Below are 22275 nucleotides of genomic sequence, written 5' to 3' on the forward strand. Positions count from 1 at the left end.
GTCAAACGTTTTTGGATGAAGATTGTGCTCTAAACAAAACTGAGCGGCAGACTGCTCACTATTGTAATACTTCTGCACAAGGCGTAGCCATTCTTGTTGAGATCTATGCTGAGACATTTTCGAGTACCTTTAACGATCAAAGTGAAAGGTTACGACGTTTATTGAAAGGATTGAATGAGTCGATTTAAAGACGCTTACTGTTATTCCTGAAAGAGCGTGTCCAAAAATCGACCATGATATGCATTGCGTTCTGCCTAGCGGGTCTTGTCGTTATGGTGCAACCGGGCATGTACAGCGATACGAGCAGTGAGTTACCGCTATTCAGTATTATGGTGGCGCTCTGTGGCGCATTGGGTAGCTCGATTGCCTACGTGATTGTCAGAAAACTTAGCCAGACAGAAGACAGCTCTGTGATCATCTTCTACTTCCCATTGGTTGCTCTGCCGATTTCAAGTGCCCTTATCTGGAACGACTTTGTCTGGCCGAGCCTGCTCTTAACCTTGATGTTGGTGTTGATCGGTATATTTACGCAGATAGGTCAATATGGGTTAACCAAAGCGATGCAAACTCAAGCAGCGGGGAAAGCGTCCGCTTATTCATATGTTCAGATCGTCTTCTCAGCATTGCTAGGCGTGTGGATCTTTAATGAGATCCCATCCGTCTGGACCTATCTAGGCGGTAGTTTGATAGTGACCGGTGCGCTGATTAATGTGTTTGGCAAACAGCTACTGGCACCGTTTCAAAACAAAGCACTTAATAATAAATAAATTGATTGAGAAAGGTCATCACCCACTTTCTTATTCAGCCGATCGAAAAGGGTATTGCGGAATCGTCCACAATGCCCTTTCACTTGTCTTTCTTTTCCTAGTAAACGTGGCGAGAGCAATCCATCTACCCATCTACCCATCTACCCACCAATCAACCAATCAACCAATCAACCAATCAACCAAAAGAGTTTACTGCGACTCGCTAGTGCTGTTGCGTAATTTCGGATCATCACTTAAGTATTCAACAAACTCGATTTCAAAACCCGCTGGATCAACAAAATAGACATTTTTTCGATAAGGTTCTGCAGCACCCGGTTTTGCAATTTCAAAGCCAGCCTTAACCAGTCGCTCAGTGACACTGTCGATACTGTGAGTTACATAAGCAAAATGAGCTAGCCCAACGGAGTGACCAGCCAAGTCTCTATTTTCACCCTCACCGTGATCACTCAGCGCGATATATTGGTATTCGTCGCCAAAATGCAACCAGTTACGCGGTTTCCCTGACCATTCACCCTGCCCTTCATCACGGATATACCAATGAGGAAATGCGGCTTTGTAGAAAGTCAGCATTGTAGGGATATCCTTAACGACTAAATTCACATGTTCAAGTTGGATCATTCTTCTCTCCTTAAAGTATTCTCGTAAGCAACGTTGCATAGACTAATACCTCAAGTTAAGTTGAGGTAAAGCGTTAATTTGCATTTATTTCGAAAACGGATTCAGAGCCAGATTGTTCAATTTTGACGAGTACAGACCTTAATTTTAGACGAACTCCCTCGATACTCTTGATATTTACACATCATCACAGGTTGATACATTTAGTTACACTTCGTATTGCATATACGTACGCAATACTGATCCATGTTAATAAAATCACCTCTTAATAACCTTATTTTAAATAAGGATATTATAGTGAAAAAATTATTAGCATTTAGCCTTGCCGCCGCCATCTCAGCACCAGTACTCGCGGATCACAACACGATTAACGGCATGGATTTTGGTCCACTTGCCAAGTTAGTCGGCACATGGAAATCGGTCGAAACGGGTGGCGTTGATATATCACCGGGTCAAGAAGGTACCGATGTAGGTGCGGGTGGACCTGCCGTCACCCCATTTTATGAAGTAATGAGCTTTGAAGTTGCGGCAGATGCGATCAATGCCAGCGATCAATACCTTGTTGCGCTGTATTACAAACAAGAAGTGTTTAGAAAGGCCGACGATTCTAAATTCCATGATCAACGTGGCTACTTCATCTACGATCAGAAGAATCAAATCGTATACAACTCTTACTGCGTACCACGTACCACCTGTGTCACCGCAGAAGGCCCTGCTGGTGATACGATGACGTTGGTTGCCTCTAAGCGCGGTATCGCTGAATCTGAATACATGACGGACAACGCGACAACCACCGGTTTCACGATGAACATCAGCATTTCAGAAGACACCCTAACTTACTCTCAAACCACCGGGTTAGAGATCTACGATCGCGCCTTTGCTCATACGGATTCCAGCACTCTGGTGAAAGTGAAGTAAGGCCGTTGCGCTCAATCAATAGCGTCATCGACTGTTTGCTCTCACCAATCAAGGCACAGCAATAAGATCGCAAACGGCTACGCCTTGCACATTGTGGTGCAAGGCGTAGCCGTTATAGAAAGTCGAGATAAGCAGTTTAACCGACAAATCACTTAACCGATAAGCAACTTAGCCGATGAGCAACTTAACTCGGTTGAGCCGCAACCTTGGCATAGCGGTTAGCTAATACGGCGCAGTAGAAGATCTGAATTGGGTGATAAAGCATGATAGGCAACAAAATCATCCCTAAGTTAGGATCATGTGCAAAAATGACTTTAGCCATCGGAATGCCTGCCGCGAGCGTTTTTTTCGTTCCGCAGAACACCGCAGCAACTTCATCTTGATGATTAAATCCAACCTTACGCGCACTCCACTGGATGCCATGGACCATCACCATCAACACCACTAAACAGATCCCTGCTGACACCAACAGCAGCATCGGTGAGAAGTCACGCCAAATACCGTGCGCAACGGAATCACAGAAAGCACTGTAAACGATCAGCAGTATTACGTATTTGTCTAACTTATTGACCACTGATTTGTGTTCCTGAGTCCATTCGAACAGTAATGGACGCATTAATTGACCGACAATCATCGGCAGTAATAGCATTTTAGAGATGGAGAGTACCGACTCCATCAGGTTTAACTCTGCGCCTTCTAGCCCCATAAAGAGCTGAATAAGTAGCGGCGTAATGAACACGCCTAAAATGCTGGAGAGTGATGCATTAAATATCGCACCGGGTAGGTTCCCTTTACCGATGCCCGTCATGGCAACCGAAGACGAAATCGTACTTGGTAGCACGAGAAGGTAACAGAAGCCAAACGCAAGTGCGGCGGGCATATAGGCAACAAAGCTTTGTCCAAATATCACCCACAATAGTGGATAGCACACAAAGGTCGCGCTTTGGACAAACACATGCAATTTCCAATTGGAAAGCCCGTCAGCAATCGCTTTTGGAGATAGCCCTAAACCGTGCAAGAAGAACACCAAGGCGATGCCTAACACCGTGATCGTATCTAAATGCAGTATACCTCCAGATTTACCCCAATCCGGTGTGAATATAGCAATGATCATCGCCAAAACCATACCCACCAGAAACCACTCTTTTTTCAATTTTTCGATCATCTTTACACGCGTTTGTTGTTGATACTATTTTAGCCATAACAGGCTCCGAGGCTGGTTATGGTATCGGGTCTGGTTTTAATTCACCACCACAAAACGGCGATTACGACCATTTTTCTAAACCACTCACTCAACATACGTTTATGTAATATCAAAGATTAACGGGATTGATACAAAGTATAATGCTCTCGATAACTTTAGACCCGGATCACAAGTCAATGCCACGTCTTTTAACTAAAGAACCGGGGCGACTCCGAGGGCTTCTTCGATTTAAGCTGACAAAACTTAATACTTAATACTTAATACTTAATACTTAATGGCGGTTTTACCAATCGACGCACTGCTTTCAATACGTTGGTGCGCATCTTTCAGCGTATCCACACTAAAGCCAGTCGATTTGCCTTGCAGAGCCGATAAATCAACCCCACCCTCAAACTCAACAATCGAACTTATCATGCCTTGTGGAGCGATAAGCTCTACCATTGCATCCCAATGCCCTTTGGTGTCCGCAACATTGAAAATATAGTCGACATACTGAATGCCTTGCTCACGTACAGACTCAACGAGATGACGGTGGTTCACCACGTGATCTGCACCCATGTCCCTGACCCACTGTTCCGTTTCAGGCCTTGAAGCTGTTGCAATAACATTCAGGTTGGTCAATTGCTTCGCCAATTGAATCATGATTGAACCTACACCACCCGCATAATACACACGGTCACCGAGCTCAACCCCTTCAACATCTTGGCCTTTAGCTACCACCTCTCCCACTGCGTCATACATTTGGCAGCACGAAACTGCAACGCCACTGATGCTGACTTATAGGCTAAATCAGACCTTGCTCAATCAACCAATCATTGGTATGAACAGAGAATAGTTGGATTATTGCTAATTAAAAACAGTCTTATATTTGAATTATTATCAAATTATTTTTGATAATTAATTATTTAAGGCTAGCCTGTAAGCAATAACGTTGGATGAATCAGGTTGGCACTGTTGTGAATCAAAGCGAAACCCTTTCCATCGCTAGAACATCAATAAACATAGGCAAAGAGTATGCTTCTTGAAGACTTACAGGTCATTTTAAAGGTGGCGGAATTTCGTAGTATCACCGCCGCAGCCACCAACCTCGATATGCGTACCGCCACTGCAAGCGCTGCAGTAAAGCGTGTTGAAGCTGCGTTGGGTGCTGAGTTATTTGTTAGAACTACTCGCCATTTAAGGCTATTTTCGGCAGGTGAGCGCTACTTACCTGAATGTGAACAAGCCTTAAAGATGTTAGAGCAAGCGAAACTCAACATGCACGAAGATCTTGGCATCATCGATGGCGAAATCCGCATTGCACTGTCATCCGACCTAGGACGTAATTTGATTATCCCTTGGCTTGATGAATTTTTGCTTGAATACCCAAATGCAACGCTTCACACTAGCATTGGTGACAGCAATATTGATTTCTATCGTGATTCGGTTGATATGGCACTACGCTCGGCTCCCCTACTGATGCCAATATGTATGGCTTTAAAATATGCGATGTTCCTAGAATATTGTGTGCGACCCCTGAATACTTAGCCGACATGGGTAAACCGACTCACCCAAGAGACTTAGCTCAGCACAATGCTTTGCTGTATCAACTCAGTGAGGTGCTGCAAGACGAATGGCTATTTAACGACGGTACTCAAGATCATAAAGTGAAGCTTAAAGGGAACCGAGCATCAAACGATGCCGATCTAGTCAGACGTTGGTGCATAGCAGGGAAAGGAGTGGCGATTAAATCTTGTTTAGATATGTCGCGTCATTTGCTCTCTGGTGAAGTGATTGACGTGATGCCAGAGTTTAAACCTACAGCAACCGAGCTTTGGCTGGTGTGTCCAAGCCGTCAATCGATCACGCCAACCGTTCGCTTATTACGAGATTTATTCAGAGGGAAAACGGCTGAGATCCTTTCGCAACTCAGTGAGCAAGGCATTATAGAAACACAACATCATAAGCTCTAATGCAGCTAAGAGATCAGCAGTAAGCAGTAAAGATATAAAAAAGGCGTTATCGAACTTTAATCCGCTAACGCTTTTCATCATTGAACAATCATACGTGTTTGATCAACACGCTGACTTTAATACTCATGCTTAGTTTGATTCGTCTTCAACGTCACAGTCAGCGCAGCACTGCAGAGCAATCTCATGTTCGAAGGTGATGGTGTCTTTGCCTTCTTCTAGTAGTCCTGCGATTTCATCAGCAACTTCTTTCTCATCATCTGCTTCGATGCCGCTTGCCAGCTCTTCTTCTGAATAACCAAAGAAGTTCAGCAGCAAGTATTCGCGAGCTTCTTCTTTCGTACAAACCACGTCTGCAGACAGATCGGGCGTAACTTCACCTTGTGCAAGCGTCGCAGTTACTTGTGCTACAGCAGCATCTTTCATCGCAGGCGTTAACCAACCAAGATCAGTACTTACAGATGTCTTTTTACAGTCGAAGCAAGGCAGTTGGTGAAAGTAGTATTGAAAGGTAGTCATAGGTCATTTCTTCTTTAAATGTTGTATACCGAGATTATGCGCGTTTTGTAGCAAAATACTATCTCAATCACAACCAGAGACTGATTCCTGAGGGTTATTTTTACGAACCCCATGCAAGCTGGTGTAATTATACCAGCAAATGCTGTTTTACCATTTAGGACTCAGCTTTACGTTTGTTTACATTCGTACCAATATTATAGGCCCCATTCAGGAACAAGCATGGTACCCCAGCAGGTGACTTAGGTCGTTTTGCTTAGTTAACTGCATTTGGCTTAACTTACTTGCACTTGGCTCACTTTGAACCACGCTTATTTACATCATTCCACATTGGATCTCTATCAATGATCACCACAAAACATCAGGCTCTCGCCATTTCATCTATCGCATTACTCGTGGCAGGGTGCTCACCATCATCAGACACGCCGTCTATCAGCAACATCGACGATTACCAAGGCTCTGCAAGCATTACTCAAGGCAGAGCCACTACCGTTGAGTCGAATCTATTTGAATGTAAAAACGGACGCAGCCGAGTCGCCGGCGTTGGGGAAATTACAGACTCTAAAGGAAAGGTTTGGACGGTTCCTGCCGAAAATAACTTTGCGAATGGACCAAAAGCCTTCGATCTTTATGAAGAGTGTTCAAACACCACACCAAGCAGCCTAGCGGATGTTGATGAAGGTTCAGTTCCGGTGGTCGAAATTGACCCTGACGGTGAAGAAGTGACAGGCTATATTTTTGCCGATAACTATTTTGAACTGTATATCAACGGCACGCTAGTCGCAGTCGATACGGTTCCTTTTACGCCGTTTAACTCAAGCCTCGTAAAGTTCAAAGTCAACAAGCCCTACACGATTGCAGTAAAGGTGATTGATTGGGAAGAAAATCTAGGCCTAGGTACAGAAGACAACCGCGGTAAAGAGTATCACGCGGGTGATGGTGGTTTTATCGCGAGCTTTAGTGATGGAAGCGTTACAAGCGCAGATTGGCAAGCTCAAACATTCTATACCGCACCAATTTACGACCTAACTTGCTTGAGTGAAGTAGACGGAAAACGTCTTTCTGAAAGTTGCACAACCGAAGGTACTGATCACGGGCAAGATGCGTACGCCGCTCACTGGGAAACACCAAGCAATTGGATGAACCAAGAGTTTGATTCAACCTCATGGCCTCAAGCATCGGTCTACTCAGAAGACGATATTGGCGTAAACAATAAAAAGGCATACATGAACTTTATTGAGAAATTCAGCGGTGAAGGAGCAAGCTTTATCTGGTCGACGAATGTCGTTCTCGATAATGAAGTGCTTCTGAGGTACGAAGTTAAGTAGCTTTCAACTGACTGCAGCTGACACAAAAAAGCGAGCCACTTAGGCTCGCTTTTCAATTGTTTCTTATGACTTCAGCCGTTGCTTAGATTACAGAAGTTCTACCGACTGTTGAGCAATAACGAATTCTTCATTAGTCGGAGTGTTACTTGTAACACATAATCAAAAATAACCTTAAAAAATACTTGACTTTTTTCTAAACCGCCTTGTTTAACCCTTTAGAAAATCTATATAATGGTTTATACCCAAAGAGAGAAAGAGAATATTAAATAACTCATCTCCAAGGGGTATAAACCATTCTATCCAACCTACACTAGCTCCATTGGTGGGGTTTATTACACCTAAGGAAACCACTCTATGACAAAACACGAAAAAGCTTGCGTTATTTATTGTCAATTAAACAGTCACACCCACAATCAAATTAAGATAATTGAAGGAATATTATCTGGATTAACAGCTAACGAAATAATCCGCCAACGTAAAGCACCAAACCTCTCAATCGCTACAATTTACAACATTTTCAGTAAATTTAAGAAATTACTAGATAACAAGGAAGCCAAATAATGAATAACATTGAAAAATTTAAAAACTTAATCCCGAATTTTAAACAAGAGATTGAAGAAGAAAAAGCTAAAGCGATCAAATACGCACTGGCTTATCTTAGCGAGGAATATTCTCATTTTGAAACCTCCTTAATGTCGATGATGCGTAAATATGACGAATTAATTTCAAAGGGCTATGAGGGAATCCCCGCAAAACACCGTGCAATCATCGGAGGGTACACCTATGTCTTCAAAAAACCCCTTAACGTAATTGAAGAAGAAAAAGCAAAAATCGTAGCTGAAGTTGAAACTGAGTTTGCCTCAAAAATTCAATTAATGGAGAAAGATTACATTGAAGCCCTTATTGGTGAAGAGATTAAAGAGCAGACACGTAAGAAAAAGGAAGATTTAAAATTAAAAGAAGAAACTCTCAGACAGGAATTGATGGCTACCCTGTTCAAATCTTAATTCTTACTCTTTGGTTATACTATCACCCAATATTCACCTTTATTATACCCATCATTGTGAATATAGCATTTAAACAGCCCTAAATAGCCCGCAACGGGCTTTTAAGGCATATACCAACCCAACCCCTAAGCTAACACATTAAAACGCCTCTCAGACAGGCTACAGGAAAGAAAATGACACAAGATGAATTAATGATTGAAGCTCGTTTGGCAACACCGACAACACAGGTTTACATTTACGATAGTTTAATGACCTTACTTAAACGTCACGAACATCATGTTAGAGAGAAAGAAACATTGATCCACGTACTTCACCTCGAAAACGGTGGTTATCGTGTTCGATATGAGTTACCTACAACTCTAATAACAAAAAGAACTAAGGCTTTATATAAGGAGTATATCTTGAATCCTCCAGAGCCTGAATAATAACATTTCTGTGATTGCCTTAACTAGGTTTGGTGAGACAATCACCCTTAAATATTAAATTAAGAGATTACTAAACATGAAAATAAGAATATCCACCAGCAATGAGGCAAGTGAGACTTTGCTTTTATTGCAAGAAAATTACCCTAACTTATCTTTAACCCAAATTGCTAATAAATTACTTGCTGATATCCCAACTGAGGAACTATTAAAATGTCTAGAAACAACATCCCACCCCAAGTAAGAGATTTCGTAAAATACCTTCGCTCTGAGGGTTTGTATAAATTGTACGATATTAATAAAGGTTCTCTTCTTTACCATTCACAAGATAAAGCAAATCTCCCTTTTGATTTTATCCAAGACCTTTTTAAAAAACATTGTCCTAACCTAGATTGGTGTGATTGGCAATCCTATATAACTGCTTCGATTGATAAGATTATAGGTTTCTACTTCAAACCTAATGCCCCTAGACTACTTGATGTAGGTTTGGGTGCTAATCGCCTTAATACTTACCAAGAATATAAACCAGAGAACAATACCTCTGATTGTCCTTTATTTATTGAAATGTTAGAGCGTATGTTTCCAGACGATAATGAGCGTCATACATTGACCCAATGGCTCGCTCATATGATTCAATTCCCTCAAGAACGACCTACTTGGGCGGTGCTCCTAACTTCAGATGAGGGTACAGGTAAGGGGGTTCTTTTCAATAAAATTATTAGCCCTCTCGTTAAGAATCAAACAACCCAGTGCAGCAAGTATCAACAGTTCCTAGGTGACCATTCAACGGCGTTAGCAGATACATTGTTTGTAATGCTAGATGACACTAAGAGTCATAACGATAGCGTAATAACTGAACTCAAATCCAAAATATCAGAACCAACAATCCTGCTAAATCGCAAATTTGAGCAACCATACACTCAAAGTGTGTATTCAAGAGTTTTGTTAGCTAGTAATGAAAGACGACCTATCAAGTTAGGAAAGAACGATACACGTAGGTGGTTTGCCCCTGCTTATATCGTTCATCCAGTTTCACGAGCAGAGACCCAAGCCTTTTTTGATAAGGTTTTGGACTGGTTAGTACTTGACTGTACAGCAATCGATAAAATCTACAATTATTTGAACAACTATACCCTTGAAGGGTTTAATTCTGGTCTCGTGCAAGCAACCGAAACTTTAGAGATGATGGTTGAAGTCTCTGAATCGACACGAGAAGGGGAAGTAAGAGATTGGTGTAATCAACATAAGGTTTTCAAACTTGAAGATTTAACTACCCATTTTAATGAATTCCCTGACCTTGCTAAAAGTTATGCTCTCAATTTTGCTTTGGTAAAAAAGATAGATCTTGATGGAAATGGTCGAAATCGGTGGTGGATACCTAAAGATTGGAAGGTTAAAGACGCCAGAGATTGGTTCAATTCTAATAATAAACCTACCCCAGTACTGTTTTGAGACACCAAGAACACCATTTGAGACGGCTACGAGACGGCATTTGAGACGCCAAGAAAACCACTAACCAACTGAAATACAACAACAAATCACCATTTGAGACGTTTGAGACGCCTCCCCTTTTACCTTTTATATATATATTAGCAAGATTTAGCCCACAAGTAGGTTCGACTTGTCGTGCCTGTTTGTTGGTGAAGTCGTAGCTAATATCTAGGAGAATGCTATTGAATAAAACTGATATTACACTCAAGTACGCCCTTAACAATGGGTACGATAGTGCCGCTGAATGTTTATTCCACCTAAACAACCCACATTTACAATCAACATCAGAACCCTATAAAGCAACTTTCTATGATGCCAGTGGGTCACCATTTAAAGCTTATCCAGATTTCTATGATTCTGATAGAAAGTTAATTATCGAATACAAAGCTCATCAATTGAACACTTGTGAAACTAAAGCTATATCATTTGAGAAGCTTGAAGAAGTTCAACAATTCAAAGGGAAATTGACATTCTTTGATAAACTGAAATACGGTTGGAATCATTCAATCTATAAGCAAGCAAAAGTACAATCTTCTCTTAAATCTCTGGGTTTTGATATGGTGGTCGTCTTTGCTGATGGCACAAAGCTAACTAAGCAAAGTATCAATAAGATGGAAAAAGCCGGACTACATTGGGTATGGGAGCGTGACTTGTAAAAGTCAGCCCTCATTTATTCAACACGTTAACCAATCGAATCCGTAGACAGACACGGTAATGCCTTGGATTTATACCACCTCAAAAAAAAATTAACATGGAACTACAGCAGGTTGGTTTCGTTGGATTAGTTACCTTGCCAAAGATGGATTGAACGTTACTAACTCAAACCAAGTGGCAAATGTTAGGAAGCGAATGGGGTTTGTGAAAAACAACATAAAGTAATTCACTTTCTTACAGAGCAGACCAAAGACTTTGGATAGATTTACCAACACTTTTGCAAACGAACTTTGAAGCCTTGTGAATTAAACCCATAAGAAAGAAAGCTAGAAAAGTAGAAAAAACCGTAAACTCAGCATCCGCTAATATATCCTCAAAGAATATTCCGTAACACATTAAGAGGTAAAATAAGCCAAATACAACATCTACAAAACCGCCTAGAATTTCGCCAAAATCTTTTCCGTTAGACGTGGATAACTCATCTCCGTCATTAAGGTGATTTTGTTGAATTGGACAACCGCACTTTATACAGGCTAGTGCCTTGTCAGAAATCGTCTCGTTACACTCAATACATTTAATCAAACTCATCTATCAAATACCAAAAAAAAAACACACACATAGCATATTAAACTAATATCATAGAAAAGAAAGGTTAAATGCTGTTTAACAAACCACGCTATCCAATGCAAGAAAAGGATGGGAACAGTCACTAATCTGCTTAACAAACCTCTCTCTTGATTCTCATAATCTGGGGAATTTTTTAATTTTAGACTACCAACCCTTACAGCATCTAGCTTTAACACTATAAACCACTGTATAAATATACAACATTAATGCACAATAAACCCTATCATATGACTCTACTCTTATGATTAAACGATAACACTCTATCATTTAGGCATTGAACAACTTAAAAGATAGGATTATCATAAGGGTTGTAAATGATAGGATAGATAAGGAAAAAAGATGACAATATACGGATATGCTCGGGTTTCAACTAGTGAACAATCTTCGGTAGCCCAAATTAAAGAAATTACCGACCGCTACCCTGACGCTCAAATCTACGAAGAAAAAGTAAGCGGTAAAAGTTTAGAACGCCCGAAACTTCAATCACTTCTTTCTATCTTAAAAGAAGGTGACAAAATTGTAGTTAGAGAACTATCTAGATTGGGTAGAACTCAAGGTGAGCTAATGTTGTTAATCGAAGAATACCAAGCTAAGGGTATAGAATTTGAAATACTCAACATCGGTGTAGACACCTCTTCGGTATCAGGAAAGATGATTCTTGGCATACTCGCATCCGTAGCACAGATGGAACGTGAACTGCTTCTAGAAAGACAAGCACTTGGCATCACCGCAGCAAAAGCCGAGGGTAAATACAAAGGTAAGCAAACCAACCCTAAGACCATTCTAAAATGCAAAGAAGCCCTTGAATACGTGGATTCAGGCATGAGTAAGGAAAAAGCCGCAAAGGCTGTAGGTATAGGTATTGCTACGTTGTACCGTTACATTAAACAAGAGGGCTAGAATTTGAAGTTTGTTACATATAAACGTTTGTCTAAAAAGGATACTCGGAATACTCAATATGGATTTGACTCTCAACAAATGGATATAGATTTTTATTTATCTCATTTGCCTCAAAACGAATTTGAGGTGGTAGGCAGCTTCCAAGAATTTATATCAGGCACGAGTGATATCAAACCACAGCTAGAGAAAGCATTAGAAGTGTGTCGTCAAACAGGTGCTACATTGTTGGTTGCTAAGCTAGACCGCCTTAGCCGTCGTGTTTCCCAAATTGCTAAGTATATGGAAGGGACTGTGCCTTTTAAAGTTTGTTCCATTCCATCTGCAACCAACTTTCAACTACACATATACGCTGCGCTCGCAGAGGAAGAAAGAAACATCATAGCAGCACGAATAAAACGAGGTTTAGCTGCTGCTAAAGCAAAAGGGGTAAAACTTGGTGGAGCTAATCCTAAGTGGAAAGAATCTATGGAGAGGAATAAACACAACCATAAAACTACCCGTTTGAGTGAAGAATCTAAGATCAAACGTTCACCTATTACCCAAATGATTAAGGATATGATTGATTATAGTCAGAATCGACTCACACTGGACGAAATAGCGTCTAATCTTAATAACAAGGGCATTACTACCTCTCAAGGGAAAAGCTTCTCTAAGGCTACTGTGAGCCGCATAATCAAGCAAGATGGATTAGATTATAAGAAAAAGAACAAATACAGGACGTAATTGAGCAAAGTAACTAATGCAACCAAAAAAAAAGGGGGAGTAAATTCCCTTACTCACCCACCAGCTCTAAATATTTCTACTAGAGGATATTTTGCATATATCCCACCTAAAACCACGTCAAACAAGGCTCAGTCACTTTTGGATATTTTAAGGCTTAATCCTTAGATACAAGATACCTATTATTACTGTAAAAATTTAAAATTCTCCATTTTCATAACGAAGCTCTGTTTCCTCTTCTCTTCGTTCAGTAGCCTCATCTTCAAGATTCCAAATTTCAATAATTTCTTTCCACTTGTCATAATTCACTGATATTTCACGGAATACAGAATGTTGATACTTCAAGCATTGTAAATCATCATTTTCATTTAATGGTGGTTCTACTGTATCAATCTCTCTTAGACGGTGATGATACCCACTTATTCCACCAAAGCTAACAGGTAGTCTTACCTCATTTATATCTTTTCCGTGGGTATATAGACTTTCAACAATACTTTCGGATTTATCATGCCTAGCCCATTTAAAGGGGTTTTCGTTCTCAGTGAAGTAAAAAGGCAATACTTTATCTACTTGTTTTAACTTAACTTTAACCACGTTAATTTTAGAGTCACCACACAAGATATAATCAATATACTGTCTCAAAAACTTGTTGTATCTCTCTCTATCCTCTTCATTTTCAAGCTCTAACCCCTCCATGGTCTTTTCAGCATACTCAAACTTTACTTGTAATTTCTCACGTTGTTTTATCTTCAATTCTTCTACGTTGTTGGTTCTATCCCCAATAATTTGACTAATCCTACTGATAGCAGAGGCAGGTGCAACCATTAGATTTTCACTGAGTTCCTTTAATGCAGATTCTTCTTCATCAATCTGGTTTTGTAGTAAATCAATGTCACGCTGTAACTTTTCAAAGCTCTCCCCTATCAACTGATTGTAATCTAACCCTGATAGCTTGCTAACTAACAGCTTTTCCATCTCTTCATAGTTGATTGATTTCTGGCTGCAATAGTTGTTATCCACTTGGTTCCGACACCTCAGGCGAATGCTACCGCGATTTGGCTTGTAATAAGTCATAGAACCACCACAGGATGGACACTTACAGAGCCACGCGAACAAGTTAGCCGCTTTTTTGGCTACCCTACCTCTGGTAGTCCTCCCCGCCTTAAAAGCTTGCTGTGCTTGAATCCACGTCTCTTTATCAACTACAGGGGGGTAATAATTTTCTAGTGGTTGGTCATACCGTGGTTTTCGTATCCGCTTACCTTGCTCATCTACAACGTGCTCCGTTGGCATAAAGGCACCGTAAGACTGTTCCATTTTCAAATACTTCTCTACCACGCGCTTTGACCACGGTTGGTGTGTTTGTTTCTTCGCTATTCTTGGTATGCCATCTTCATTCAACAGATTACAAATTGCATGGCTACCCTTGCCACTAATCTTGAGTTTGAATATCAATTTTAATGTTTCTGCCGCTTCGGGTATTAACTCAAACGACTTTTTATCCTCTGATAATTTCAACCAAGCAGGACAAACACTTGTTCTCTTTTCTCCACCTTCCTTTTCTTCTTTCCTTTTTTTATCAAAGGTAGCTCTGATACGTTGAGATTTCTGTTCTGATTCTAGATGAGCAAGATGAAAGGCGGCTGTCAATAGCAAATCAGTACCCATGTCTTCCATCTTTTGGTCGTGACGGATTACCAACCCAAATTTGATGATAGCTACATCAATTTGCAAATCAGATAAACGTTCAAAGACCTTACGTGCTTTGGTAGGAGGCAAACGACTGATACGGTCTACAGCCTCAACGACTAATAGAGATTTAGGAGGGATACGTCCATCTTCAACAGCTTTGATGAATGCACCAAGCCCTGCATTATCTTTTGTGTTGAAGCCGTAATAAGCTGATAAACCCTTATCAATTATAAGATTATCAGCAATGGTGTAAGTTGTGCTGTTTGACTGAGAGTTAAGATTATTAATAAACGAGGTAGCTTTATCAATCTGTCTACTAATGCCACCTCCATCAGTAGCTTGAATGAGTTTACTCACCCTACTGTAGATGTATGCTGTTCTCTGTTCCATTAAAAAAGCCCCCTAAATTCAGGAGGCTTTCATGTTACATAATTTTAAGCTTGGTTCAATAGTTCAACACTTTGCCTTACTATTACCAGTTCTTCATTTGTTGGGATAACCATTGCTACAGCGTCTAGCATTTCAGACTTCGCGATGATGCCTTCAGCACCAAAGCGAGCAGCTTCGTTACCTGCAACATCTTCAACAAAACCAAGAATTTTAAGATTCTTAATGATCTCGCGACGAATTGGTAGAGCGTTCTCACCGATACCACCAGTAAAGATGATGCCATCTAAAGAATCCAGCGTTGCAAGGTAAGAAGCAACGTATTTCGCTACGCGGTAAGTAAACACCTCAAAAGCAAGCTTAGCGCCTTCATGGCCTTCGTCCATTGCTTCTAAAATGCCACGAGCATCGCTCGTAAGACCAGACACGCCTAGGAAGCCAGACTCCTTGTTAAGAGAGTTGAAGACTTGATCTTGTGACCAACCTTTCTTCAGTAGGTATTCGATGATGCCTGGGTCTAAATCACCACAACGTGTACCCATCATTAGGCCAGAAAGCGGAGTGAAGCCCATTGAAGTATCAACACTGTTACCGTCTTTGATAGCACATACAGATGCGCCATTACCTAGGTGTACAGAGATAAAGCTAGACTCTTCCACTGGCTTGTTCAGCATTTTTGCAGCTTCGCGGCTAACGAAGTAATGGCTTGTGCCGTGGAAGCCGTAGCGACGTACACCGAAGTCTGTGTAAAGCTCTTTAGCGATAGCACCAGTAAATGCACGTGCAGGCATAGTTTGGTGGAAGGCTGTATCAAATACCGCGAATTGAGGTAAAGCAGGGAAAGCTTCAATTGCAGCACGGATGCCAATAGCACCGGCTGGGTTATGAAGTGGCGCTAGGTCAGATAGGCTTTCAATTTCATTCGTTACTTCTTCAGTAATACGAACTGTTTTTGTGAACTTCTCACCACCGTGAACAATACGGTGACCGATAGCAACGATATCAGCCGTGAAGCCTAGATCTTCCATCAGGCCAACCAGTTTGCCAATAGCAATTTTGTGATGGTTATCTTCACCTTGGATGGCAATCTCGGTTTTCTCACCTTGATATTTCCAGCTCATGCGAGCATCTTCAAGACCAAAACACTCCCCTAAACCACTTAATACGGCGTCACCAGAAACAGAATCGATGACAGCAAATTTTAGGGATGAACTACCTGAGTTAATAACCAGAACAAACGAATTAGACATTGGATATGGATCCTGTTTCAGTACGAATTGGATGAAGTTTTTACTTCAACTTTAGTTAAACCCATTATTCAATAAATTTTTAATCTTTCAACTTTTGTTTTGAAAAAACCACCAAATGAACACGATTAAATTGATCTTTATCACTATTGCATTTATTTAGAGAGTCAAATTAAAAAATAGTTGAATAATCAAGCCCTGATAGACACGACGTAAACGCTTGCTTAAACTATTTTTTATTTAAATAGGTTAAGCAAAACTTGTCACTCTACAATATGAAATTGCCAATCAAACGTCAGAACCTTGCTATCTACTCGGCTCTAAATACTGACCATCTCGTGAAAATATCATACCAATCGTAGCCAATAATTTTCACTCTAGCCAAACGAAGTTTGATTCACTAGAGGAACTCCTCCCCCACATATTCTGAGTATAGGCTCATCACGAAATACGACTAAGCATCGATGTTCATTGGTTAATGGTTAAAAGAGTGCGAAGCAATTTTCGGTAAAAAATAGCGAGCAGAAAGAAAGACAACGCACGCAAAAAACAAAGTGGCAAACGTAATACCAATCACAGTAAGTAAGTGATCAGAAGTAGCGCAAGAAAAAAGCTTGAGAACAAGGCAGGTCTTTTCAACAAGAATTTTCGATAAGTAGTTATTCTACAATCAAAAATTCTATCGCAGTTATCGAGCGTTTTAACCAGCTAGGGTGACCAATTATTTACTACGATTGGTATAAATATCAAAATAGAAGCCACAAAAAAGCCGAGTATTACACTCGGCTTTTAAATTCAGTGTCTAGACTAAAGCGTCTTCTAAGCATCTAGGCGTCCAAACGACAGGTTGATTAACCTTCGTTGCGCTCTGGACGACGACCACGGTTACCACCGCCATTACCGTTACCATGACCACGTTCGCCACGGAAGTTACCACGGTGATCACCACCACGGTTACGGTCGAAACGACGTTCGCCATCACGTCCGCCAGCAGAGTTACCATCGCGAGCACCATCACGGTTGCCACCACGACCGCCTTCACGGTTGCCACCTTCGCGGTTACCATCACGGTTACCACGGTAGCCGCCGCCATCACGACCGCCACGACCACGGTTGCCATCACGACCGCCGCCGCCACGACGAGGCTCACGGAAGTCGTTGAAATCAACAACAACAGCGCCAGCTTCTTTTTGACGAATACGTAGTTTGCTTAGTTTACCCGCAGTTTCAGAGTTCATTGCTTTTGGCAGTTGAACGTAAGTAGAACCTTGGTCTAGCTTGATAGCACCGATAGAACCTTTCGTTAGGCCAAGTTCGTTTGCTAGTGCACCAACGATGTCTTTAACCTGAACGCCTTGCTCACGGCCAACTTGCAGTTGGTAAGTATCCCAATCTTGCGTATTGAAGTTGCGATCGCCACGACCATTTTCACGGTCTTCACGACGCTCTTTGCGACGGTTTTTGTCACGCTCAATAGCAGCGATCATTGGGTCTTCGCCAACGTAGAATAGCGGGCTCTTACCTTGCTGACGCTTAAGAAGCATTGCAGCTAGAGTAGCAGCATCAACTTCTAGAGACTCTTGAAGTGTAGAAATAAGACCAGCGAAGTTTTCTAGAGCTTTGCTTTCTTTCTCTGTTTCAAGTTCAGCGCCAAGCTTAGCAACACGTGCAGCAGCAACTTGGTCACGTAGAGGAAGTTGGATTTCTTCCATTTGAGACTTAGTTACGCGCTCGATAGTGCGAAGCATGCGAATTTGGTTAGTGCGAACCAGTAGGATCGCTTTACCTTTACGTCCAGCACGGCCAGTACGACCAATACGGTGGATGTAAGATTCAACATCGAATGGGATGTCGTAGTTGAATACGTGAGTGATACGTGGAACATCAAGGCCACGAGCTACAACGTCAGTTGCAACTAGGATGTCGATAACACCTTGTTTGATGTGATCAACAGTACGCTCACGTAGAGACTGAGGAATATCACCGTGCAGTGCAGCCGCTTTGAAGCCACGTGCAGATAGCCAATCAGCTAGACGCTCAGTGTCTTGACGAGTACGTACGAATACGATTGACGCGTCAGTTTCTTCAGTTTCAAGAAGACGAGACATTGCTTCGTCTTTTTCTACGCCTTTAACAACCCAGTAATTCTGCGCTACTTTATCAACCGTGTGGTTAGTACCAGCAACGTCAACTTTAGCCGGGTTACGTAGGTAACGGTCAACAATAGTCTTAACCATTGGAGGCATAGTTGCAGAGAAAAGTACACGTTGTGCAGTTTCTGGAGCTTGCTCTAGGATCCAAGTAACGTCATCTACGAAGCCCATTTTTAGCATTTCATCTGCTTCATCAAGAACAAATGTGTGTGCTTCATCTAGGTGTAGACGGTCACGAGTTAGTAAGTCTTTAACACGACCTGGAGTACCAACAACAATGTGAGCGCCACGGCTTAGAGCGCGCATTTGGTCAACAATTGAAGCACCACCGTAGATTTCAATAACTTTAAGACCTTTGATATCACGGCCAAGGTTTTTAATTTCCGCAGCAACTTGAATCGCTAGCTCACGAGTAGGAGCCATGATGATTGCTTGTGGTTTGTGTTGGTTTAGGTTGATCTTGTTCAGTAAAGGCAGAGAGAATGCGGCTGTTTTACCAGTACCAGTCTGTGCTTTACCTAGTGCGTCACGGCCTTCAAGAAGAAGAGGAATAGCTGCTGCTTGGATTGGAGTCGGAGAAACGAAACCCATGCTATCAAGAGCTGAAAGAATGTTATCGTTTAGGGCTAATTCATTAAATTGAATTACAGATTCGGACATTGGGATCCCACTATATATAAGTAAACAAAAGGTCCCGGGAGCTCTATCAATTCCAATACTGATTCCAATCAGATACTGATTCCATTCAGAGTTACGAAGCAGTAATAAAACACTTCAAGCCATTAGGGACGTCTAAGGGAGGCGGATTATTCCCTAAATGCATAAAAAAAGCCAGAAAAAATTGAAACACATCACATATTTTTCGGTTTTCTATCAATAGTGGCTACCATATCGTCAAAACTTGATGGATATCTCGTCGCAGGACGGAACTTCCATCAAATTGACTCAGCTAAATAAGCCAGTAATTAATTTACGCTCACTTCGGCTTTAAGTAGTAATCGTGCCTCGCAATGATTATAGTGTGCTCAATTGTTCTCGTTAGATAAAAGTCAAATGTTTCAAGATAATCCTCTACTCGCTCAGCTTAAGCAGCAAATCCAAGAAACCCTCCCTAAAAAGGAAGGCACTATCAAAGCCACAGAAAAAGGCTTTGGCTTTCTCGAAGTCGATAGTAAAACAAGCTTCTTTATCCCACCGCCGTACATGAAGAAATGCGTCCACGGTGACAAGGTGATTGCCATCATTCGCACCGAGAAAGAGCGCGAAATAGCAGAGCCAGAGGAATTGGTTGAACAAGGTCTTACTCGCTTTATTGCGCGAGTTAAGCTTTTCAAAGGCCGATTGAACGTTGTTCCTGATCACCCGCAGCTGAAAAAACTGCAACTTAAAGCGAAAGCAAAGAAGGGTCTAAACCCTGAAACGCTGAAAGAAGGTGACTGGGTCGTTGCACACATCGTTCAACACCCGTTAAAAGGTGACAACGGCTTCTTGGCTCAAATCTCTGAAAAAATCACAGACGCTGATGACAAGATCGCACCTTGGTGGGTAACGCTGGCACAAAACGATCTACCAAACAGTGAGCCTGAAGGCATCGACAACTGGCAGATCAACGATGATGCAGATCTGGAGCGTGTCGATATGACACACGTGCCTTTTGTGACTATCGATGGCGAAAGCACAAAAGACATGGATGATGCGCTTTACGCGAAGAAGAAAGACAACGGTGATTTTGAACTGACCATCGCGATTGCTGATCCAACGGCTTACATTACGCCAGATGATTCGATGGATAAAGTGGCTCGTGAACGCGGTTTTACTATCTACCTTCCTGGTCGCAATATCCCAATGTTGCCTCGTGATCTTGCGGATAACTTATGCTCGCTTATTGAGAACGAAGTTCGCCCTGCTCTTTGCTGCACAGTAACGGTATCTAAAGATGGCGTTATCGGTGATGACATTAACTTCTTCGCTGCCAATATCAAATCTCACGCTCGTCTTGCTTACGACAACGTATCTGACTGGCTAGAAACTGGCGCATCAGAGAAGTGGCAACCATCTGAAGAAATCGCTGCGATTGTTTCTGACCTTCACCAATTTGCTCAAGCGCGTTCAGCGTGGCGTTCAGCGAATGCGGTTGTGTTCCCTGATCGCCCTGACTACCGCTTTGAACTTAGCGAAGATAACGATGTTGTCGCGATTCACGCTGACATGCGCCGCAGTGCCAACAAATTAGTTGAAGAATCAATGATCAGCGCGAATATCTGTGCTGGCCGAGTATTAAAAGAAAGCTTTAACCAAGGTGTGTTTAACTGTCACTCTGGTTTCAAGGCTGAAAAAGTCGCTGACGTTCTTGAACTGGTCAACCCGCAAGCGGAAACACCGTTCACTGAAGAGCAAATCGTTTCTCTAGAGGGTTTTGCCACTCTGCGCCGTTGGCTAGGTTCTTTAGATAACAGCTACTACGACAATCGTATCCGTAAGTTCCAAGCATACAGTGAGATCAGCAATGAGCCTGCACCACACTATGCGATGGGGTTAGACATTTACGCGACTTGGACTTCTCCAATCCGTAAATACGGTGACATGATTAACCACCGTATGCTGAAAGCGCACATCTTAGGTAAAGCGCCAATTCAAACACCAGACGAAACCATTGGTGATGAACTTGCCCTGCACCGCCGTCACCACGGTATGGCTGAGCGTAATGTTGGCGATTGGTTGTATGCTCGTACACTTGCCAATGCTCCAGCAGAAGAGACGCGCTTCCAAGCAGAGATCTTCGATATCAACCGAGCGGGTATGCGTGTGCGTTTGCTAGAAAATGGCGCAGCTGCATTTATTCCAGGTTCTCTTATTGTTAATAATAAAGAGAGAATAGAGTGTAATGGTGATATGGGTACTGTATCTGTCGATAAAGAAATGGTATACAAACTAGGAGACGTTTTAGAAGTCGTTCTCTCAGAAGTTAATCAGGAAAACCGTAACTTAGTAGCAAAGCCTACTCAAGTTTTTGCGGACTTGCCTAGCGAGCCTGAAACGAGAAACGAAAACCAAGATTAAGATCTTCTAGGTTCACTTCTAAAGGCGCTAATCATTAGCGCCTTTTTTGTTAATGTCTCATGCTTAAAAACTAAAAAAACAATCCATAAGCAATCCATTTACAACGTCAAAGAAGTGCACTATGCCATCAATTACCGTTACTCAATTTAAAAACTTCATTCCAAGAAAGCGGGAGCGTTACCCCGCATCTAAGAACGGTATTTTCATCGTTTCTAAAGGCAGTATCTCTTTCAACCTACCCAATGGAGCTGAAGCCTCACTTCAAACGGGCGAATTCGCTCTATACAGTTCCGCTCAGATAAAAGAGGTCGTCGTTAACAGTGATGACAATGGTGAGTTTATTGCCACCTGCCTAGATTTCGACCTATCCCTATTTCAGGCATTCATTAACCAAGCCAGTGAGCTAGAGGCCGTCCGATTTCCTCAGGAGTATATCAAGTTTAACCAAGGTGACGTTCATATCCGAGAACTGAAAGAACTTATTATTTCCCTCGCGAATGCGCCTTTAAAAAATGACTATGCACTCACTCAGTTGGGCTTAGCCCCCTCTGGCAGGATAGTTGTCACTGTTAAAATTTACCCAGCATGGGCGGTAATGAGTGAACCTTGTCTCGTATT

16 protein-coding genes and 5 pseudogenes are annotated in these 22275 nt (G+C 41.8%); 13 read left to right on the forward strand and 8 right to left on the reverse strand.

From position 1 onward, the window contains the following. Positions 1–197 precede the first annotated feature (197 nt). Positions 198–767 (forward strand): annotated as a pseudogene (locus tag Q1A70_RS13565) (DMT family transporter); the annotation flags it as partial. A gap of 189 nt (positions 768–956) precedes the next feature. Here the strand turns inward: Q1A70_RS13565 and Q1A70_RS13570 are convergent. After that, positions 957–1385 (reverse strand): VOC family protein, encoded by a 429-nt coding sequence (locus Q1A70_RS13570; RefSeq protein ID WP_299692346.1) that lies wholly within the window; start codon positions 1383–1385, stop codon positions 957–959. 294 nt (positions 1386–1679) lie between these two features. On the opposite strand from Q1A70_RS13570, the gene Q1A70_RS13575 reads away from it, so the two are divergent. Next, positions 1680–2300, forward strand: a complete 621-nt coding sequence (locus tag Q1A70_RS13575) for a heme-binding beta-barrel domain-containing protein (RefSeq protein ID WP_299692343.1) — start codon at positions 1680–1682, stop codon at positions 2298–2300. A 184-nt stretch (positions 2301–2484) separates the two neighbouring features. Here Q1A70_RS13575 and Q1A70_RS13580 read toward each other — a convergent pair whose 3' ends face one another. Continuing rightward, a complete protein-coding gene (locus Q1A70_RS13580) occupies positions 2485–3465 on the reverse strand; it encodes a bile acid:sodium symporter family protein (protein ID WP_299692340.1) in 981 nt (326 codons plus the stop codon). Between the two features lie 303 nt (positions 3466–3768). After that, positions 3769–4242 (reverse strand): annotated as a pseudogene (locus Q1A70_RS13585) (zinc-binding dehydrogenase); the annotation flags it as partial. Between the two features lie 276 nt (positions 4243–4518). Between Q1A70_RS13585 and Q1A70_RS13590 the strand changes: the two are divergent. Continuing rightward, positions 4519–5456, forward strand: a pseudogene (locus tag Q1A70_RS13590) (LysR substrate-binding domain-containing protein). A gap of 129 nt (positions 5457–5585) precedes the next feature. Here the strand turns inward: Q1A70_RS13590 and Q1A70_RS13595 are convergent. Beyond that, positions 5586–5972, reverse strand: a complete 387-nt coding sequence (locus Q1A70_RS13595; RefSeq protein ID WP_299692337.1) for a hypothetical protein — start codon at positions 5970–5972, stop codon at positions 5586–5588. A gap of 341 nt (positions 5973–6313) precedes the next feature. Between Q1A70_RS13595 and Q1A70_RS13600 the strand changes: the two genes are divergently transcribed. From Q1A70_RS13600 to Q1A70_RS13625, 6 genes are all read left to right on the forward strand, one after another. Beyond that, entirely contained in the window at positions 6314–7297 is a 984-nt protein-coding gene (locus Q1A70_RS13600; RefSeq protein ID WP_299692334.1) for a hypothetical protein, read from the forward strand. A gap of 354 nt (positions 7298–7651) precedes the next feature. Next, on the forward strand, positions 7652–7858 hold the full coding sequence (locus Q1A70_RS13605) for a hypothetical protein (RefSeq protein ID WP_299692331.1): 207 nt from the start codon (positions 7652–7654) through the stop codon (positions 7856–7858). After that, complete coding sequence (locus Q1A70_RS13610; RefSeq protein ID WP_299692328.1) at positions 7858–8304, forward strand: hypothetical protein; 447 nt, start codon at positions 7858–7860, stop codon at positions 8302–8304. Before Q1A70_RS13605 ends, Q1A70_RS13610 begins: the two co-directional genes overlap by 1 nt. A 173-nt stretch (positions 8305–8477) precedes the next feature. Next, the gene (locus tag Q1A70_RS13615) at positions 8478–8729 is read left to right on the forward strand and encodes a hypothetical protein (protein ID WP_299692325.1); all 252 of its coding nucleotides are present in this window, start codon (positions 8478–8480) and stop codon (positions 8727–8729) included. 210 nt (positions 8730–8939) lie between these two features. Beyond that, positions 8940–10178, forward strand: coding sequence for a primase-helicase family protein (locus Q1A70_RS13620; RefSeq protein ID WP_299692322.1), 1239 nt, complete (start codon positions 8940–8942; stop codon positions 10176–10178). 221 nt (positions 10179–10399) lie between these two features. Then, complete coding sequence (locus tag Q1A70_RS13625) at positions 10400–10873, forward strand: hypothetical protein (RefSeq protein WP_299692319.1); 474 nt, start codon at positions 10400–10402, stop codon at positions 10871–10873. Between the two features lie 232 nt (positions 10874–11105). Here the strand turns inward: Q1A70_RS13625 and Q1A70_RS13630 are convergent, their stop codons facing one another. Further along, positions 11106–11459 (reverse strand): hypothetical protein, encoded by a 354-nt coding sequence (locus tag Q1A70_RS13630; protein WP_299692316.1) that lies wholly within the window; start codon positions 11457–11459, stop codon positions 11106–11108. Positions 11460–11837: 378 nt separating this feature from the next. On the opposite strand from Q1A70_RS13630, the gene Q1A70_RS13635 reads away from it, so the two are divergent. Continuing rightward, positions 11838–12398, forward strand: a complete 561-nt coding sequence (locus tag Q1A70_RS13635; protein ID WP_299692313.1) for a recombinase family protein — start codon at positions 11838–11840, stop codon at positions 12396–12398. A 3-nt stretch (positions 12399–12401) separates the two neighbouring features. After that, positions 12402–13121: a recombinase family protein gene (locus Q1A70_RS13640; RefSeq protein WP_299692310.1), complete on the forward strand. Its 720-nt coding sequence runs from the start codon at positions 12402–12404 to the stop codon at positions 13119–13121. A 195-nt stretch (positions 13122–13316) separates the two neighbouring features. Here Q1A70_RS13640 and Q1A70_RS13645 read toward each other — a convergent pair whose 3' ends face one another. The 3 genes and pseudogenes from Q1A70_RS13645 to Q1A70_RS13655 form a co-directional block, all read right to left on the reverse strand. Beyond that, the gene (locus Q1A70_RS13645; RefSeq protein WP_299692308.1) at positions 13317–15200 is read right to left on the reverse strand and encodes a recombinase family protein; all 1884 of its coding nucleotides are present in this window, start codon (positions 15198–15200) and stop codon (positions 13317–13319) included. A 44-nt stretch (positions 15201–15244) separates the two neighbouring features. Continuing rightward, positions 15245–16447 (reverse strand): acetate/propionate family kinase, encoded by a 1203-nt coding sequence (locus Q1A70_RS13650; protein WP_299692306.1) that lies wholly within the window; start codon positions 16445–16447, stop codon positions 15245–15247. A gap of 848 nt (positions 16448–17295) precedes the next feature. Further along, a pseudogene (locus tag Q1A70_RS13655) lies at positions 17296–19342 on the reverse strand (DEAD/DEAH box helicase). 308 nt (positions 19343–19650) lie between these two features. Here Q1A70_RS13655 and rnb point away from each other — a divergent pair. Both rnb and Q1A70_RS13665 read left to right on the forward strand, forming a co-directional pair. Further along, positions 19651–21657 carry an exoribonuclease II gene (gene rnb / locus Q1A70_RS13660; protein WP_299692301.1) on the forward strand — a complete coding sequence of 669 codons (2007 nt, stop codon included), beginning with the start codon at positions 19651–19653 and terminating at the stop codon, positions 21655–21657. A 121-nt stretch (positions 21658–21778) separates the two neighbouring features. Further along, positions 21779–22275, forward strand: a pseudogene (locus Q1A70_RS13665) (AraC family transcriptional regulator); the annotation flags it as partial.

The organism is uncultured Vibrio sp. (genome assembly GCF_947488985.1).
In the GTDB taxonomy this organism is placed as follows: Bacteria; Pseudomonadota; Gammaproteobacteria; order Enterobacterales; family Vibrionaceae; genus Vibrio.